At 45.5% G+C, this 14,967-nt stretch carries 17 protein-coding genes; 12 read left to right on the top strand and 5 right to left on the bottom strand.

The genetic code is table 11. From position 1 onward, the window contains the following. Both rdgB and hemW read left to right on the top strand, forming a co-directional pair. Nucleotides 1–600: an RdgB/HAM1 family non-canonical purine NTP pyrophosphatase gene (rdgB, locus tag OAG1_RS04440; RefSeq protein WP_338624326.1), complete on the top strand. Its 600-nt coding sequence runs from the start codon at nucleotides 1–3 to the stop codon at nucleotides 598–600. Next, complete coding sequence (gene hemW / locus OAG1_RS04435; RefSeq protein ID WP_338624324.1) at nucleotides 594–1,748, top strand: radical SAM family heme chaperone HemW; 1,155 nt, start codon at nucleotides 594–596, stop codon at nucleotides 1,746–1,748. Before rdgB ends, hemW begins: the two co-directional genes overlap by 7 nt. A gap of 8 nt (nucleotides 1,749–1,756) precedes the next feature. Here hemW and trmB read toward each other — a convergent pair whose 3' ends face one another. Then, nucleotides 1,757–2,491, bottom strand: coding sequence for a tRNA (guanosine(46)-N7)-methyltransferase TrmB (trmB, locus tag OAG1_RS04430; protein WP_338624322.1), 735 nt, complete (start codon nucleotides 2,489–2,491; stop codon nucleotides 1,757–1,759). A gap of 144 nt (nucleotides 2,492–2,635) precedes the next feature. After that, entirely contained in the window at nucleotides 2,636–2,944 is a 309-nt protein-coding gene (locus tag OAG1_RS04425; protein WP_338624320.1) for a DUF1272 domain-containing protein, read from the bottom strand. A gap of 78 nt (nucleotides 2,945–3,022) precedes the next feature. Here OAG1_RS04425 and OAG1_RS04420 point away from each other — a divergent pair, with 78 nt between their 5' ends. The 6 genes from OAG1_RS04420 to OAG1_RS04395 all read left to right on the top strand — a co-directional run bounded on the left by OAG1_RS04420 (nucleotide 3,023) and on the right by OAG1_RS04395 (nucleotide 6,979). After that, on the top strand, nucleotides 3,023–3,556 hold the full coding sequence (locus tag OAG1_RS04420; RefSeq protein WP_338624318.1) for a type II secretion system protein: 534 nt from the start codon (nucleotides 3,023–3,025) through the stop codon (nucleotides 3,554–3,556). Between the two features lie 50 nt (nucleotides 3,557–3,606). Continuing rightward, nucleotides 3,607–4,098, top strand: coding sequence for a cupin domain-containing protein (locus OAG1_RS04415; RefSeq protein ID WP_338624316.1), 492 nt, complete (start codon nucleotides 3,607–3,609; stop codon nucleotides 4,096–4,098). Nucleotides 4,099–4,109: 11 nt separating this feature from the next. Continuing rightward, entirely contained in the window at nucleotides 4,110–5,042 is a 933-nt protein-coding gene (locus tag OAG1_RS04410) for a Gfo/Idh/MocA family oxidoreductase (protein ID WP_338624314.1), read from the top strand. Nucleotides 5,043–5,124: 82 nt separating this feature from the next. After that, the gene (locus tag OAG1_RS04405; RefSeq protein WP_016401384.1) at nucleotides 5,125–5,592 is read left to right on the top strand and encodes an Lrp/AsnC family transcriptional regulator; all 468 of its coding nucleotides are present in this window, start codon (nucleotides 5,125–5,127) and stop codon (nucleotides 5,590–5,592) included. Between the two features lie 9 nt (nucleotides 5,593–5,601). Next, the gene (mutY, locus tag OAG1_RS04400) at nucleotides 5,602–6,660 is read left to right on the top strand and encodes an A/G-specific adenine glycosylase (RefSeq protein WP_338624311.1); all 1,059 of its coding nucleotides are present in this window, start codon (nucleotides 5,602–5,604) and stop codon (nucleotides 6,658–6,660) included. A gap of 46 nt (nucleotides 6,661–6,706) precedes the next feature. Next, a complete protein-coding gene (locus tag OAG1_RS04395) occupies nucleotides 6,707–6,979 on the top strand; it encodes an oxidative damage protection protein (RefSeq protein ID WP_016401386.1) in 273 nt (90 codons plus the stop codon). A 329-nt stretch (nucleotides 6,980–7,308) separates the two neighbouring features. On the opposite strand, the gene OAG1_RS04390 is transcribed toward OAG1_RS04395, so the two are convergent. Beyond that, complete coding sequence (locus tag OAG1_RS04390) at nucleotides 7,309–7,926, bottom strand: DUF4115 domain-containing protein (protein WP_338624309.1); 618 nt, start codon at nucleotides 7,924–7,926, stop codon at nucleotides 7,309–7,311. 134 nt (nucleotides 7,927–8,060) lie between these two features. Here OAG1_RS04390 and OAG1_RS04385 point away from each other — a divergent pair, with 134 nt between their 5' ends. Together OAG1_RS04385 and OAG1_RS04380 are read left to right on the top strand one after the other, a co-directional pair. Beyond that, nucleotides 8,061–8,942: an AEC family transporter gene (locus tag OAG1_RS04385; RefSeq protein ID WP_338624307.1), complete on the top strand. Its 882-nt coding sequence runs from the start codon at nucleotides 8,061–8,063 to the stop codon at nucleotides 8,940–8,942. 120 nt (nucleotides 8,943–9,062) lie between these two features. Next, nucleotides 9,063–11,012: a methyl-accepting chemotaxis protein gene (locus OAG1_RS04380; protein ID WP_338624305.1), complete on the top strand. Its 1,950-nt coding sequence runs from the start codon at nucleotides 9,063–9,065 to the stop codon at nucleotides 11,010–11,012. Between the two features lie 56 nt (nucleotides 11,013–11,068). On the opposite strand, the gene OAG1_RS04375 is transcribed toward OAG1_RS04380, so the two are convergent. Beyond that, nucleotides 11,069–13,438 (bottom strand): fatty acid cis/trans isomerase, encoded by a 2,370-nt coding sequence (locus OAG1_RS04375; protein ID WP_338624303.1) that lies wholly within the window; start codon nucleotides 13,436–13,438, stop codon nucleotides 11,069–11,071. A 354-nt stretch (nucleotides 13,439–13,792) separates the two neighbouring features. On the opposite strand from OAG1_RS04375, the gene OAG1_RS04370 reads away from it, so the two are divergent. Both OAG1_RS04370 and OAG1_RS04365 read left to right on the top strand, forming a co-directional pair. Then, a complete protein-coding gene (locus OAG1_RS04370) occupies nucleotides 13,793–13,996 on the top strand; it encodes a DUF2061 domain-containing protein (protein ID WP_016401391.1) in 204 nt (67 codons plus the stop codon). Next, nucleotides 13,990–14,187: a DUF4250 domain-containing protein gene (locus OAG1_RS04365; RefSeq protein WP_338624300.1), complete on the top strand. Its 198-nt coding sequence runs from the start codon at nucleotides 13,990–13,992 to the stop codon at nucleotides 14,185–14,187. Before OAG1_RS04370 ends, OAG1_RS04365 begins: the two co-directional genes overlap by 7 nt. Before the next feature lie 85 nt (nucleotides 14,188–14,272). Here OAG1_RS04365 and OAG1_RS04360 read toward each other — a convergent pair whose 3' ends face one another. Beyond that, on the bottom strand, nucleotides 14,273–14,947 hold the full coding sequence (locus tag OAG1_RS04360) for a hypothetical protein (protein WP_338624298.1): 675 nt from the start codon (nucleotides 14,945–14,947) through the stop codon (nucleotides 14,273–14,275). Between the last annotated feature and the right edge of the window lie 20 nt (nucleotides 14,948–14,967).

The raw sequence follows: 14,967 nt of genomic DNA, 5'->3' as shown, positions 1-14,967 counted from the left end.
ATGCAAAAAGTTGTACTTGCCACCGGCAACCCCGGCAAAGTGGCCGAGCTTTCGGAATTACTTAAACCACTAAACAAGCAAATTATTGCCCAAAGTGAGTTTGCCATAGAAGACGCCGCCGAAACCGGCACCACCTTTGTAGAAAATGCCATTATTAAAGCCCGCCACGCGGCTAAGATTACTGGGCTCGCTGCCATTGCCGACGATTCAGGTTTAGCCGTAGACTACTTAAATGGAGCTCCCGGTTTATACTCGTCTCGCTACGCTGGCGAAGATGCTAATGATTACGACAACGTGCTAAAACTATTAGATGCTATGAAACAGGTACCGCCAACCCAGCGCGGCGCAGAATTTCACTGCGTATTGGTTTACTTGCGCCATGCCGATGACCCAGCGCCGCTAATTTGCCACGGTAAATGGCGCGGTAGCATTACCGAAGAAATTCATGGTGCTGGCGGCTTTGGCTATGACCCGGTATTTTGGGTTGAACAACATCAAGCAACGTCTGCTCAAATCAGCAAAGCAGAAAAAAACGCCCTTAGTCATCGCGGCATTGCGTTACGCCAATTGTTAGCGCAGATGGAAGCGCAAGCATGCTAAGGCTTAGCCCAGCACTTAGCCTTTATGTGCACGTGCCTTGGTGCGTGCAAAAATGCCCCTATTGCGATTTTAACTCTCATGGTCTCAAACAAGACTTACCTGAAGCCGACTACATACAAGCCCTGTTGGCCGATTTAGATGCCGACTTAGCCCGTTTCCCCGCCTTACATGGCCGAGCATTGCACAGTATTTTCATTGGCGGAGGTACCCCTAGCCTGCTATCTGCCCAAGCTATCAGCGATTTATTGCAAGGCATCAAACAGCGCTTGGTTTTAAGCCCTGAGACCGAAGTGACCATGGAAGCCAATCCCGGCACCGCCGAGGCAGAGCGCTTCGCTGGTTATTTTCAAGCAGGGGTAAACCGCTTATCCATTGGCGTACAAAGCTTTCAAGCTGAGCACCTCACCAAGCTTGGCCGCATTCACAGTGGTGACGAGGCCATCAAAGCCTTTGAGTTTGCCCAACAAGCCGGTTTTAAGCGCATTAACCTTGATTTAATGCACGGCTTGCCAAATCAAAGCCTCGAGCAAGCAATGAGCGACTTACAACAAGCGTTTGCCCTTGGCCCAAGCCATTTATCTTGGTATCAACTAACGATTGAAGCCAATACCGCCTTTGCTTCTCGCCCTCCCAAATTGCCTAACGAGGATCTGTTATGGGATATTTTTGAGCAAGGCCACCAGCAACTGCAACAAGCAGGCTTTGAGCAATACGAAGTCTCGGCCTACTGTAAAAATGGCGACCGCTCACAACACAATCTTAATTATTGGCGTTTTGGCGACTACCTGGGCATTGGCTGTGGCGCGCACGGCAAAATAAGCGACCTAACTCAACAAGCCATCATACGAACAGAAAAAGTTAAACACCCTAAGGGTTATTTAGCACCAGAGCGCGAATTTATGTTTAAGCACTGGGCAGTGGAGCAAGATGATTTAGCCTTTGAGTATTTCTTAAACCGCCTACGTTTGTTTGAAGATATTCCCAAGGCTGAGTTTATTAACTTAAGTGGTTTGCCGCTTAGCAAGCTTGAGTCATCGCTTAAAAAGGCAAGGCAACAAGAGCTATTAGATGAACATGATCAGCATTGGGCGGTAACACAAAAAGGCCGTTTATTTCTAAACGACCTTCTCAATTGCTTTACTGATTAAGCGGGTAATTAAGACTCACGAGCGAATATCAAATCCCACACACCGTGGCCTAAGCGATGGCCGCGGTTTTCAAATTTAGTTAATGGGCGCCATTCTGGGCGTGGCACATAATCGTTAGTGTCTGAGGTATTGCTATAACCCGATGCAGCCTGCATGACTTCTAACATGTGCTCAGCGTAGTTTTCCCAGTCTGTCGCCATGTGGAATACACCACCAATCTTTAACTTCTTGCGTAGCACTTCAACAAACTCAAGTTGCACGATACGGCGTTTGTGGTGACGCGCTTTGTGCCATGGGTCTGGGAAAAATAATTGAACAGTATCTAAACTATTGTCTGGAATACTGTCATTCAATATTTCTACTGCGTCGTGTTCAAATACGCGTAAGTTTGTAATGCCCGCTTCAACAGCATCTGCCATGCAAGCGCCAACTCCAGGGCGATGTACTTCAATACCAATAAAGTTGGTTTCTGGGGCGGCCTTGGCCATCTCTACCAAAGAAGCTCCCATGCCAAAACCAATTTCTAGTACGGTTTTAGCCTCGCGACCAAAAACCTCTGCCAATGAGTAGTTGCTGGCTTGATGGTCTAAGCCCATTTGCGGCCAAAACTCTGTTAATGCCTTTTCTTGGCGTTTAGTTAAACGGCCTTCGCGCTTAACAAAGCTGCGAATTTTACGAAGACGTTTATCTTCAACTTGCTCTTGAGAAGCCTCAGGTGCTTGGTTTTGGTCTTGCTCGCTCATGATATTTCCAGACTAGATATTGCAGGGACATTCTAAATGTAGAACAGGGCTGGCATTATCCAAAGTTCTCGCCGTTGTGCAAGCTTTGCACGCTAAAGCTTGCAATGTTTTGCAGCAAAAATCAGCTCGAAAGGTAAACAGCCCCTAACGTTTATTTGGCGCTAGCGTCCCTACTCGCTCAACTAAACTTTTTTGCTGACTGAGGTTTACCGCTTTAATCACCACTCGCTTACCCGCCGGATAATGGCTCAAATTATTGCCATTCACCCAATCAGCTTCTGGCCTAATAGGCCTAGCACAAAAACCGCCACCGCAATTTGGGCAAACATTAGCTAAAACGGTTTCCACACATTCTTTACAAAAAGTGCACTCGAAGGAACAGATCATCGCATTGGTTGCATTAGCTGCTAAGGGTGTTTCGCAGTGCTCGCAACAAGGTCTAAGTTCTAACATAGCGCCTCCACTATTAGGTTTCCTATAATAAACAGGTAATGATGTTAAAGCCCAAGCAAAGAGGGTTGATTATTCACAATGTTGGCTATCTCCAAACAAAGCGGTTTTACCCTAATCGAGCTAGTGATGGTTATTGTGATTTTAGCCATATTAGGTGTAGTAGCATTACCGAAGTTCCTCAACTTACGCTTCGATAGTAAAGCTGCCACATTAGAAACTATTGGTGGAGCAATGAGAGAAGGCTTGCATTTGGTCTATAGTGAAGCGGCCTTGCAAAATAAAACTAATGGCAACAGCGAAATAGACTATTTGGGTACTCAACTTCCTGTTTACCAAGGCTATCCCGCGGTAGATGGCAGCGATAGTTTTCAGCAACTGAATACTCAAGTGCAAGCATGGTTGGATATAGATTCTGTGGCCTTACCTTCGATCATTGCCAATAATGATGCCGCTCCCTTTTTTGTGGACAAATCGACTGCATTGAATCGAATTTACATCTTCTTTTCTGATGATTTAGCCGATAAAAGTGTATTCTTTGATTGCCATGTTTTATATACCAATCAAGAAAATGGCAGCGGCCCTAGCGTTACTGTTAAAACATCAGATTGTTGATCAAGCAACATTAATGGAATGTACTCAGCAAAAACATTTAGGATAATTTAATGACCTCCAAACCAAAATCTCGGCAGTTTAATGACCAAGAGTTTCATGGCGGTGATACTCCACTCTACGAGGGCCAAGGCTATAGTTTTAAACAAGCACAGCATATGGCTACCGTAGTTTATCAACCTGCCCACCTTAATCCTTCAGCTCCCGCGGGCATGCAAGGCAAAGGGCGTTTAGATGGCACCTGGATTTACAGTGAAGAGCCAGACAAAGCCGAAGGCATTTTAGCCAGTGGTATAGAGCTGGTGATGGATTCAAGCCTAGAAGCCAATGGCAGTATCGGTTTGCATCAACATACTCATACCGAAGAGCTTTATTACCTGCTCAGTGGCGAGCTTGTTATTACCGTGGTTGAAGGAGAAGAGCAGCAAACCCAAACCCTTAAAGTTGGAGACTCCCACTGTATTCACCCAGGACAAAGTCACTTTGTGCAAGCTGGCTCTACTGGCGCTCGCTTTATTGTGGTTGCCGCCAAAGTTAACAATTAGGACTTCGTAAATTGCTTTTCAACAACACGCCCGTCGCCATTAACAGTGCAGCGATTATTGGCTGTAACTGGGGTTTAGCGCACTTAGGCGCTTTGCAGCAAAGCCAAGTAGAGGTTAAAGCCTTACTTGATTTAGACATAAACAAAGCCCAGCACCTAGCAAAGCAACATGGCATTGCTGCAGCTTGCAATAACATCAACCAACTACCGCCGGTAGATTTAGTGATTATTGCCAGCCCCGCAGCCTCGCATTTAACGCTTATCGAGCATTTTAAGAACACCGCCATCATTTGTGAAAAGCCACTAATGGGCTTAAGTGCAACCCAGCCCTTATCGAGCTGGCCACAAAACCTATGGGTGAACTATGCCTTTAATTACTTAGCAAGCGCCCAGCTTATCAATAGCTTGCTGGAGGCCGAGCAACCAGTTAAGGCGCACTTAAGTTCACAGGTAAACTTGCCGCTTAACTTTACTTTAGAACAGTGGTTTTTAGAGACAGCTAGCCATCCCCTATCTTGGTTACTCCATAAACTCGGCGAACCAAAGCAGCTCTCTTCTACAAAATGCCAGAGGCAGCATGACAATCAGCACTTAAGCTTAAATCTCGCATGCAAGCAGCATCAAATTGAGGTGGATTTTAGTTTGGGAGGATCTCCCGGCATATATCATCAAATACGCTTAACGCAAGGCGACAATAGCATTGAGTTGCAAGGCGAATATGTACCTGGTCATGCTTGGCGTTTTGCGCCGGTGTTGTTAAATGGAGTAGCACAAAATCAAGGGGAATATCATCCACAAGATTGTTGGTTACAAGCCAATCATCGCTCTACATCCGCCATCATCGAGCACTTACGTGGCCACACCAGTAAACAGGAACTACTCGCTGCTGGCGGATTTAGCCCCAATAAAGCGCTTTGGTTAGAACAAAGCCTAATGGACGAGTAGCCACACAAAGATAGCGGTTGTTTCTTAGGCTTAAGCGCGGGAAAATAGCAGCAACTTTCATTATTTGAGCAAAGTGTGAAAAATGAAACTCGATAGTAAAGACAAGTTAATACTCGATTTGCTGCAACGAGACGTAAGCATCCCGCTCAACGACATCGCCGAACGGGTGGGTTTATCGGCAACCCCTTGCTGGCGTAGAGTGCAAAAACTAGAGCAAGCAGGCTTTATTCGCCACAAGGTCGCCTTACTCGATAGAGCTAAACTCAACCTAGGCGTAACCGTGTTTGTAAGTGTGCGCACCTCGCAGCACGACCAACAATGGTTGGATCAATTCAAGCAAGCCATTCAAGATATTCCAGAGATCATTGAAGCTCACCGCATGAGTGGCAGTATCGACTACTTGTTGCAGGTTGTAGTGCCCAGTATCGACGACTACGACAAAGTATATAAGCAACTGATCGAACGCTTAGCTTTTACCGATGTAAGCTCTGCCTTTTCTATGGAAGTCATGAAATCGACAACCTCGCTGCCAACCCACTATTTAAACTAAGCACTTTTAATGACCAACAATCTCGCAAACTTTTCCAGCCGAGTGGTTACTTGGTATCACCAAGCTGGGCGTAAACACCTGCCTTGGCAGCAAGACAAAACACCCTACAAAGTTTGGCTGTCGGAAATCATGCTGCAGCAAACTCAAGTGGCTACGGTTATTCCCTACTTTGAACGTTTTATGCAACGTTTCCCTACGGTGAGTGACTTAGCTAAAGCCGACACAGATGAAGTGTTGCACCTTTGGACCGGCCTCGGTTATTACGCACGAGCGCGTAATTTACACAAAGCCGCTAAAGAGATTGCCGAGCAACATAATGGGCTATTTCCCGAAGATATCGACCAAGTTATTGCTCTACCAGGCATTGGCCGTTCAACCGCTGGCGCGGTATTGTCTTTATCCTTAGGACAACGCCATGCCATTCTAGATGGCAACGTAAAGCGAGTACTCGCTCGTCACCAAGCGATAGCAGGTTGGCCAGGTAAAAAGCCGGTGGAAAACCAACTATGGGAACTGGCCGAAGCCAATACGCCAGAGCAACAAACCACCGAATACAATCAAGCAATGATGGATTTAGGCGCCATGGTCTGTACTCGCAGCAAACCTAGTTGCGAGGTTTGCCCTGTAGCCGAAGACTGCCAAGCGCTTAAGTATCAGCGTCAAGGCGACTTCCCCGGTAAAAAGCCCAAAAAAGTATTGCCAGAAAAACCCACTCAAATGCTGATTTTGCATTGGCAGCAGCAGTTTTTGCTCTATCAACGTCCCATGCAAGGGCTTTGGGGAGGCCTATATTGCTTCCCTGAAATTAACATTGAAGACAGCATTAGTGATTGGTTAAATCAGCATCAAATGAGCGCCGATGCCATTTATGAGCTCTCGCCGCTAAGGCACACCTTTAGCCACTACCATTTAGACATTCAACCTTCGCTCATCGAGCTTAGCGAAGCGCCTAACTTACAAGTCATGGCAGACAATCAACAACTTTGGTATAACATGCAACAAGCACCCAAAGTTGGCTTAGCTGCCGTTACAGAAAAGCTGTTAAAAATAGCGCAACAAGCACTTTAATTTAGCCTTTGCCTCCCTTAGGCAAAGCAAGGAAAAAGGACCTATTATGGCTAGAACCGTATTTTGCCAACGTTTAAAAAAAGAAGCCGAAGGCTTAGATTTTCAACTGATTCCTGGTGATGTGGGCAAGCGCGTTTTTGACAACATCAGCAAAGAAGCCTGGACCGAGTGGCAGAAAAAACAAACCATGTTCATCAACGAGAAAAAACTTAACTTGATGAATCAAGATGACCGCGAGCTACTGCAAGCAGAGATGGTTAAGTACCTGTTTGAAGACGGTGAAGTGGATATTGAAGGTTACACACCACCAAGCCAATAAACTCCGAGGCTAAACCCAAAAAAAACAGAGCACTAGCTCTGTTTTTTATTTCTAGTAATTAGGGTCTGTTGATCTTTGGTGTTGAAATGTTGTTCGAGATAAGCGGGCTTTAATCGCGGCGAGCACTTAGAAGCCTAGTGGGCTAAGCAAGAAGTGCTTAACAAATAGTAAAGTTCGCATATCCGACCCCTTCGGGCAGCATTTCTTAGCCATTTATTCAGCGTTAACGAGTGTTTATTAAGCCCACTTAACCGCACACTCACTGGCTTGCCTAAATGGCTAAGAAATTGCTGCAAAAACCATCAGCAAAGATCAAAAGACCTTACAGTTTAACGATTAGGCGGCACTTGAAAATAGGCATTTTCAGTGTCTTGGTAAGCGCTTAAATCCACTTCTTTACCTTGGTAACTAAGCGCTATCTGCGCCGGCTCACTAACAGTGACAGCAAATGGAGCTTGCCCCTGCCATTGCTGGTAAGTGCCAGCTTCTAAGGTTTGATTAACTAAAGTACGCTGCTGGCTATCCACAATCCGCAACTTAAGCTCACCATTCACCCTCACGCTAATAGTCGCCGGGCGATAGTAATGGCGCGGATAGTCATGTGGATACCAATAGTCCCAAGGATCATCTAACCAATATATCGGTGGTGGTAGCACAATGATAGGTGGCAATATTTCCTCAGGTGGGATCACCTCTTCTGGCGGCGGAGCAATCGGTAGCTCCACCTCTGGCTGATCAACTTCGGGCAATACTTCAGTGATTGGAGGCTCAGGCTCTAACTCAGGCAGTTGTTCTGGTTCCGGAAAGTCCGGCTCAGGGAAATCTGGCTCTGGAAAGTCCATATCCATATCCATGTCCATGTCAAACTCATCTTCGGCAATAGCCGCCGTTGGCATTTGGCCAGCTATAACAAGCAAGATCATAGCGAGGTAGAGCTGTTTCAACATAATCGACTCAAACTTTGGTGAACTCTTTATTAGCCTAGCCATTCAAGTCAGTTAAAGCCATAACACTTATTGTTAACTAGCCCCAACACACTTTTCTGATAAGCTTAATTCTCACTCGATGAAGGACTGATGCCGTGGCTTGGCAAATCTTAAGTATTGTTGCACCGCTAATTATTATTGTGGTGTTAGGCCTAATTTATGGCCGTAAACACCGACCCGACATTAGCGCTGCCAATCGCATGAATATGGAGATATTCTGCCCCGCCCTAATCTTCTCGGTGCTAGCAAATACCCAGCTAGAGCTAGCGGATTATAGCGAATTGCTACTAGCATCAATTTGGGTAGTGTTAGGTTCCGGCCTAGTATTGCTTCCTCTGATTAAGCCTTTAGGATTAAAAGCGCGTACCTTTTTGCCACCAATGATGTTCAACAACGCCGGTAACTTGGGGCTACCACTGATTATTTTAGCCTTTGGCGAAGCTGCCATGCCAATTGCTGTGATTCTATTTGTAGTTGAAATGGTCTTACATTTTTCGGTAGGCCTGTATTTTATTGATACCAAAGCAAAATTACTTTCAACATTGCGCATTCCGGTGATTGTTGCTGCCATTGCCGGCATAGTTTGGGGTGCCTTAGATCTCTCTCTACCCAAAGTCATTGCCACGCCAATAGAAATGCTCGGACAAATCTCAGTTCCGCTAATGCTGTTTACCCTAGGAGTAAGATTAATCGATGTAGATTTAAAAGATTGGCGCATCGGCATGATTGGCGCTATCGCTTGCCCCCTTAGTGGCCTATTGTGTGCCTTCATCGCCATTGCTATTTTGCCGCTCAATAGCTTGCAGCAATCTTGCTTAATTTTGTTTGCAGCTTTACCGCCCGCCGTACTCAACTTTATTATTGCCGAACAGTATCAAATTGAACCGCAACGGGTAGCCTCCATTGTAATGCTGGGCAACATCGCCAGCTTAGTGTTTATCCCGTTAGCCTTATTGTGGGTATTACCTGCTAGTTAACTGCAAGCTAAGCTGCGTTCTTTACACCGCATTTACCGCTAAGTTATTCAAGGCAAATTAGAATTCCTGTCTAAGTCCACTATATTTATCTTAATACGCGCTCGCATAGTGGACTTAAAAATGAAAATAAGAACAAAGTTTTTGCTGTTGTTACTCGCAGGGGTGGTTATCCCAGTATTGGTGATTTCCATCATCACTGTTTGGAGCGTGCGCAATAGCGCTGAACTCAACTTTGAACAAAGAAGTACTGCAGAGCTCGGGCACATTGACACCACCTTTTCCATCTACCTGAACGGCCTAGCCGAAGATGCTAAATTTCTCGCTACCTCTAAAGTCATCCGACAACTGGACCATAGTGTAACCACCTACATGGGCAAACCTAGTACCATGATGACTCCTGATAAAGTTGGCGGCGTAGAGCAAGAAGCCTTTCACTTTATGCGTGAATTTGGCGAAGCGCGGCCCGACTTAGCCTATGTCTACTTGGCGATGGACCATGGTGGTTATATTCAATGGCCCTTAGGTAAAAACTCTGCCGACTACGACCCAAGAGTGCGGCCTTGGTACCCTTTATCTATAAACTCGACAACCCCGGTACGTATTCCCGCCTACCAAGATTTAATCTCTAAAACCCCCTTGGTGGACTACATGGTGCGTTTTGAAGGCGCCAAAGGAGCATTTGGTACTATTGGCGTAGATGTCACGCTAAGTAAACTCACAGACCTAATTAAAAAAGTGAAGTTTGGTGAACAGGGCTACATCATCATGATTGAAGACAGCAACACGATTTTGGCTGACCCATCAAATGAAGAAAACCTGTTTAAAGCGATTGGTGACGTGGCAAGCTATCAGGCAATTCAAAGCGCATCGCCAGGCTTACACACCATAGAAAAAGACGGTGAAACGTGGTTAGCCAACGTGTACTTATCTCCTGATCTTAACTGGCGCTTTATTGGCTTTATGCCTGCCAGCGAAGTGTATCAGCAAGCCAACTCGCTAATCACTCTGATAATAGGCGTTGCCATTTTGATGATGGTGGTATTTATCGCGATAGGTTTTACCTTGATGAACGTGATCACCAAACCGATGATTACCATCACAGAAGGCTTAGAGGGTATCGCATCTGGTGAAGGCGACCTAACTCAGCGTTTAGATATCCAATCTAACGATGAATCAGGGCAAATGGCCAATGCCTTCAACCGCTTTGTCGAATCAATTAACTCACTGGTTGCCAGCATTAAGGGCAATAGTGAACAAGTAGATAACTCCGCAGCGCAAGCTAGTGAGCTGTCCAGCACCATGAAACAAATTGCAGAGGGGCAGTTAGCCGCTGTAGAACAAGTTTCAACGGCATTCCATGAAATGGTAGCCACCTCTAATGAAGTGGCGTCAAACTGTAGCCAAGCGGCTTCTAGCGCCGACGACAGCCAGCAACAGGTAGAAGAAGGTCATCAACTTATTCAAGATACGGTGCGCGCCGTTAGCCAACTAGAAACCACCTTGAATGAGTCCAATCAAGCCATGGATGAACTGTCGCAAGAATCAGCTAACATCACTGTAATCTTAGATACCATTCGCGGCATTGCTGAACAAACCAACTTGTTGGCCTTAAATGCCGCCATTGAAGCCGCCCGAGCGGGTGAGCAAGGTAGAGGATTTGCAGTAGTTGCAGACGAAGTGAGAACCCTGGCTGGCCGCACTGCTGAATCTACAGAAGAAATCGACAAGCTATTGAGCAACTTGCGCCAACAAACTTCCAATGTAGCCACTAAGCTTTCTAGCAGTATTGAACACTCCACCACCTCGGTAACTGCCACCAACCAAACCAGCACAGTGTTTGAGGCTATATTGCAATCGGTACTTACCATTCGAGACATGGCCACGCAAATTGCAGCCTCAGCAGAAGAGCAGCACTTGGTAGCAGAAGAAATCAATCGCAACATCACCGATATTCATGACGGCTCAAGTCAAGCAAACGAGGTTTCTCAACAACTAGAACAAAGCGCAACCGCTCTTAACTCTTTAGCGGGAAGCTTACAAGAAATGGTATCGCGATTTAAAACAAACTAACAAAACGGAAAATTTAAAAGCCCAAGCACTTTGCTTGGGCTTTTTGTTAGATAAATCTAGCGGTTCTCTAGGCGACTGTAATCCAACACGCCCGATTCCAAAGGCTCAGCTTGGAGGTAAACTTGATGTAAGCGGTCACTAAATGGCCAAAACTCGTTATTGGTTCTGCGAATGCCATATCGTTTCATAAATGCTTGATAGCCTTGTTCGTTATACACTTGCACCAAAGTTTGTTGTAATTGTTTCAATTCTGACTTTTCTACTTGCCAAAATGCACCAGGATAAGCCCCTACTAAGCCAGGCAAAACAGATATGGTGTCTTGATCTGGCAAACGGTTATTATCTTCTAAGAACAAGCTAGAAATGTTGGTATGAGCGTTATGCCTCAATAGCGTGTAGTACTCAGGCTCCTCTTTCTCTACGTCGTCAACCTGAATAAACACCACTTGCGGCAACAGCTTAATCGCGCCACCGCGCCAAGCACCTACTTGAATGGCAAAATCAGTCACTTCTCGTGAATATTGCGGCCAGGTAATTTGATGTTTTTGGCTTAATACAGGCGCCAATTTCTCACCAATCATGTCAAACAACTGCTGTTTGTATGGTCCGTCTCCGCTATATTCCACTGCACTTTTAAAGAAAGCCTCTTGTGGGCGAGACTCAACAAATTCGATAATATTTTTGTCTGCACCTATATACCAGCTACGTAGTTCATCATAACGCATTTCAGCTGGTAAGAATGAGGCAAAGCTGCCCTCACCTTCCATACGTAAAAAGTCCATGTATAAACGGGTTACTAATTGATGGCCCAAGTTTCCGTAAGGGTCAAACCCAGCCACTAACAAGTAATGAATTCGCTCAAACAAGGAGTAATCAATAACCCAAGCGGTTTTTGGCTGCCTGCCTACGGTGCCTTTTACAACGCTGGCACTGTCAAAGTGACGGAAAATGGTAAGTGCGGCATTTTGGTTTACCCCGTCACCATCCCACAGTAAATCTAAATTGAGTATCGAGCTGTCTTTACTCAGCCATTGATTCACATGGTCGATACTCGCATCCATAAATTTGCGGTGACGCTTAGAGTAGTTAAGCCAAGCGCTAATTGGCAGCACATTACTTTGCTCAACCGATGGCATTCTTAAGTGGTCGCTCTGTTCAACTAAGAACTCTGCTTGCTCTTGTTCATAGCGATTATCAGGGTTGGCGAAATATACCCAGAAGTGGTCTTGAATAACATTTAAAGCCACCTGCCCGCGACAAACAGGCCCTTTCATAAAGCCCATAATAAAGGTTTCGGCATCATCCAACATAAAACGATAACGACCGTTCACAGTAAGATCCTGAAAAGCCACAAAAGGATTACCCGCCACTCTAGGCTCGTAACTCGGTAAGCTGTCTACGTTAGTATCGTCACCTAAAAACCACTCGGTCCAGCGCTGCTGGCGAGCCTTGTCTAAACGATAAGGAATATGGGTTTTCACCACAATGGTTTCGCGCTCTGGAGCCAAGCGGTAATACACGCGGCTTACATCTGGGTCATCGTAAGGGCGACGGGTTGCTATTTCATCAATGGGTGTACCTGGGGCGGTTCGAGAACGCACCAGTTTAAAAAAGGCAGGGCGTCTATTTGGGTCATCACCAAAATATAAATGGGTAATGAACAAGTGTTCGTAAATATAACGCGCCATTAATTGCTCTTTGAGCGAGTCACCGTTTAGAAAAGACTCCCAATAAGCAACCTGCTCAGCAAGCTGATTATGTGCGCTTAAGTCATCGGCCATCGGCGCGCCACTGGCTAGCCAAGCAGTTAACGTATCGAACTCGGCATCGCTAATTGCCGGCAGCCCATAGGGCATTCCCCATTCAGGATGTGAAGCCTGCACCTTAGCGTAGCCTTCAATTCCAACACACTGCTGGGCTCGATCTAAAGCAAAATCAAAGGCCTCGGGATCTAGGATCTCGTTACCGGGGTCTACGTAATCGCGCTTTTGTTTTAAGGCTTGGTACATTACCCCCGCTTCTAAGTTCGCTTGTTCGCTTTGAATGCGCTCATTTAATACTGGGTTAAAACCTTTCTGACGCCACATTTGCGTAGACTTAGCATCAGTATATAGACGGGTGGTCGGAGCGGCAGTCACTCTGCTGGCATTGTACACGCGCTCAGTAGTTACCCCACGGTCAATCCCGGCGGCAGAAGTAAGTTTTAACTGACAAGGCGCGTCGTAACAGGCATGACACATCACACAGCGCTGGTCTAAAATTGGCTTTACCTCTGCAAGGAACTCTGCAGCAGGAGGATGGGTCTCTGAAAAAACTCGCGTTTGTACCGAGGCTTCGCCAAATTGTTGATCAAACTGATTAACAATTACGCTTGAACAACCTACTACAAACAGCAGCCCCCAAAAAATACTAAAACGTCGAAACATAGCTCATCCCTGATACAGCCTTATCTTTACTATTAGGCGCTTAACAATAGCCTAAGTATATAACAACTAAGCAGCTTAGCGCGCTTTTAGATTGGCCAGCTAACACAAGCAGGCAAGATACAGGTTTGTGGTTTTATTAGTAAAAAAGCAGTTCAACCGCGCTAATTGCAGCAAGATAAAGCACAACATGTGTCTGTTCATTTTTAGAAGTGACTGGTGCATTTAGCTACTTCCCTAGCCAGCTTTAAATTTTTGCCTCCCAATCAACTGTCGAATAAAAAAAGCACAAAAATAACTTGCAAAGTAAATGATAATGATTATCATTTAGATATAGAAATAAACGAGGACAACACTATGATTAAAACATTAACTTTTGCCAGCATGCATTTCACTATCGCTTTTTTGGTCACTTGGTTATTAACTGGTGACATGATGATTGGCGGTTTGGTCGCCATAGTAGAGCCAGCTGTAAACAGTGTGGCTTACTTCTTTCACGAAAAAGCATGGACCAAATGGGGCTTCAACCGCCCTCAACCAGCCAAGGAGTATGCATGTTAGACCAACAACGTGTTCAACAAATGGATATCAATATTTTGGTAAGCATTGTAAACATGCAAATTAGAAATGAGTTCTCTAGCTTTACTGAACTATGCAGATTTTACGAGCTAAATCAGAGCCAATTGAGCCAACGCTTAGAATCAGCAGGCTACCAATTGCAAACTAAGCAACAACAGTTTACCGCGGCCTAATCACCTACCCTGCTCTGCTCAACAAAGCGGATGGCTAGTTTACATAAGCACTTAAAAAGAATAAGCAGCTTGGTAAATAGCTAAACTACTCTGCACTGGCATTCATCGCGCTATAAGCACGGTAAGCAAATACTAAAAAGAAAGCTTCGAGCACTTGCCCAAAGACTCGATTGACAAACACCCATATGCCATTGGCGTTATTGTCTAATAGCCAATGATGCACAGCCCAAACCGGTATCATTGTAACCCCTGCAACCACTATCACACCCGCTAGCAAAGGCCACTTATAGGCTTCGGTTTGCCGCCAACTTGCGCTAATTGCTTCCACGGGATTGCTTTTATTTAGTACACAGTGTAAATCTGCCACCAACAACCGACTGGCGATAACAATACCAGGCAACACAAAAAAGCTCAGGCCAAGCATTACCAAAGCAAAACAAATTGCCACTACCGTAAACAACAAAGGCCAAATACTTAACGACGCTTGGAAGCAGCGAGCAATTGACCAAGGTTGCTGTTTAAACTGGGCGCGCATGTACAAAATGGTTGCACCTTGATAAACAGGCTGCATTAACAAACCTATTATCACAAACATCCAGTAATTTGCGGTTGAAGGCTCGCTAGGGTTTTGAACATATTGGCTTTGCAGTGCGGCAAAAGGAACAGCAAAGGGCAAAACCATTAATGCCAATTGAGCAAAGTGCTGACGGTAAAAACGTAAGCTATCGGCCAACCAGTCCCATAAACCAACTATTGCCATACTGCTTTCACTACTCCTTT

This window comes from Agarivorans sp. OAG1, assembly GCF_037076485.1.
GTDB classification, from domain to species: Bacteria; Pseudomonadota; Gammaproteobacteria; order Enterobacterales; family Celerinatantimonadaceae; genus Agarivorans; species Agarivorans albus.
The sequence above is the reverse complement of the archived record's forward strand: the minus strand, read 5'-3'. Positions and strand labels throughout refer to the sequence as shown.

What these genes read in the sequence shown, in the direction of transcription:
- OAG1_RS04370 (WP_016401391.1), top strand. Translation starts at nt 13,793, where the DNA reads ATGATTAAAACATTAACTTTTGCCAGCATGCATTTCACTATCGCTTTT.
- hemW (WP_338624324.1), top strand. Translation starts at nt 594, where the DNA reads ATGCTAAGGCTTAGCCCAGCACTTAGCCTTTATGTGCACGTGCCTTGG.
- OAG1_RS04365 (WP_338624300.1), top strand. Translation starts at nt 13,990, where the DNA reads ATGTTAGACCAACAACGTGTTCAACAAATGGATATCAATATTTTGGTA.
- rdgB (WP_338624326.1), top strand. Translation starts at nt 1, where the DNA reads ATGCAAAAAGTTGTACTTGCCACCGGCAACCCCGGCAAAGTGGCCGAG.
- OAG1_RS04390 (WP_338624309.1), bottom strand. Translation starts at nt 7,926, where the DNA reads ATGTTGAAACAGCTCTACCTCGCTATGATCTTGCTTGTTATAGCTGGC.
- OAG1_RS04380 (WP_338624305.1), top strand. Translation starts at nt 9,063, where the DNA reads ATGAAAATAAGAACAAAGTTTTTGCTGTTGTTACTCGCAGGGGTGGTT.
- trmB (WP_338624322.1), bottom strand. Translation starts at nt 2,491, where the DNA reads ATGAGCGAGCAAGACCAAAACCAAGCACCTGAGGCTTCTCAAGAGCAA.
- OAG1_RS04420 (WP_338624318.1), top strand. Translation starts at nt 3,023, where the DNA reads ATGTTGGCTATCTCCAAACAAAGCGGTTTTACCCTAATCGAGCTAGTG.
- OAG1_RS04405 (WP_016401384.1), top strand. Translation starts at nt 5,125, where the DNA reads ATGAAACTCGATAGTAAAGACAAGTTAATACTCGATTTGCTGCAACGA.
- OAG1_RS04360 (WP_338624298.1), bottom strand. Translation starts at nt 14,947, where the DNA reads ATGGCAATAGTTGGTTTATGGGACTGGTTGGCCGATAGCTTACGTTTT.
- OAG1_RS04375 (WP_338624303.1), bottom strand. Translation starts at nt 13,438, where the DNA reads ATGTTTCGACGTTTTAGTATTTTTTGGGGGCTGCTGTTTGTAGTAGGT.
- OAG1_RS04425 (WP_338624320.1), bottom strand. Translation starts at nt 2,944, where the DNA reads ATGTTAGAACTTAGACCTTGTTGCGAGCACTGCGAAACACCCTTAGCA.
- OAG1_RS04415 (WP_338624316.1), top strand. Translation starts at nt 3,607, where the DNA reads ATGACCTCCAAACCAAAATCTCGGCAGTTTAATGACCAAGAGTTTCAT.
- mutY (WP_338624311.1), top strand. Translation starts at nt 5,602, where the DNA reads ATGACCAACAATCTCGCAAACTTTTCCAGCCGAGTGGTTACTTGGTAT.
- OAG1_RS04395 (WP_016401386.1), top strand. Translation starts at nt 6,707, where the DNA reads ATGGCTAGAACCGTATTTTGCCAACGTTTAAAAAAAGAAGCCGAAGGC.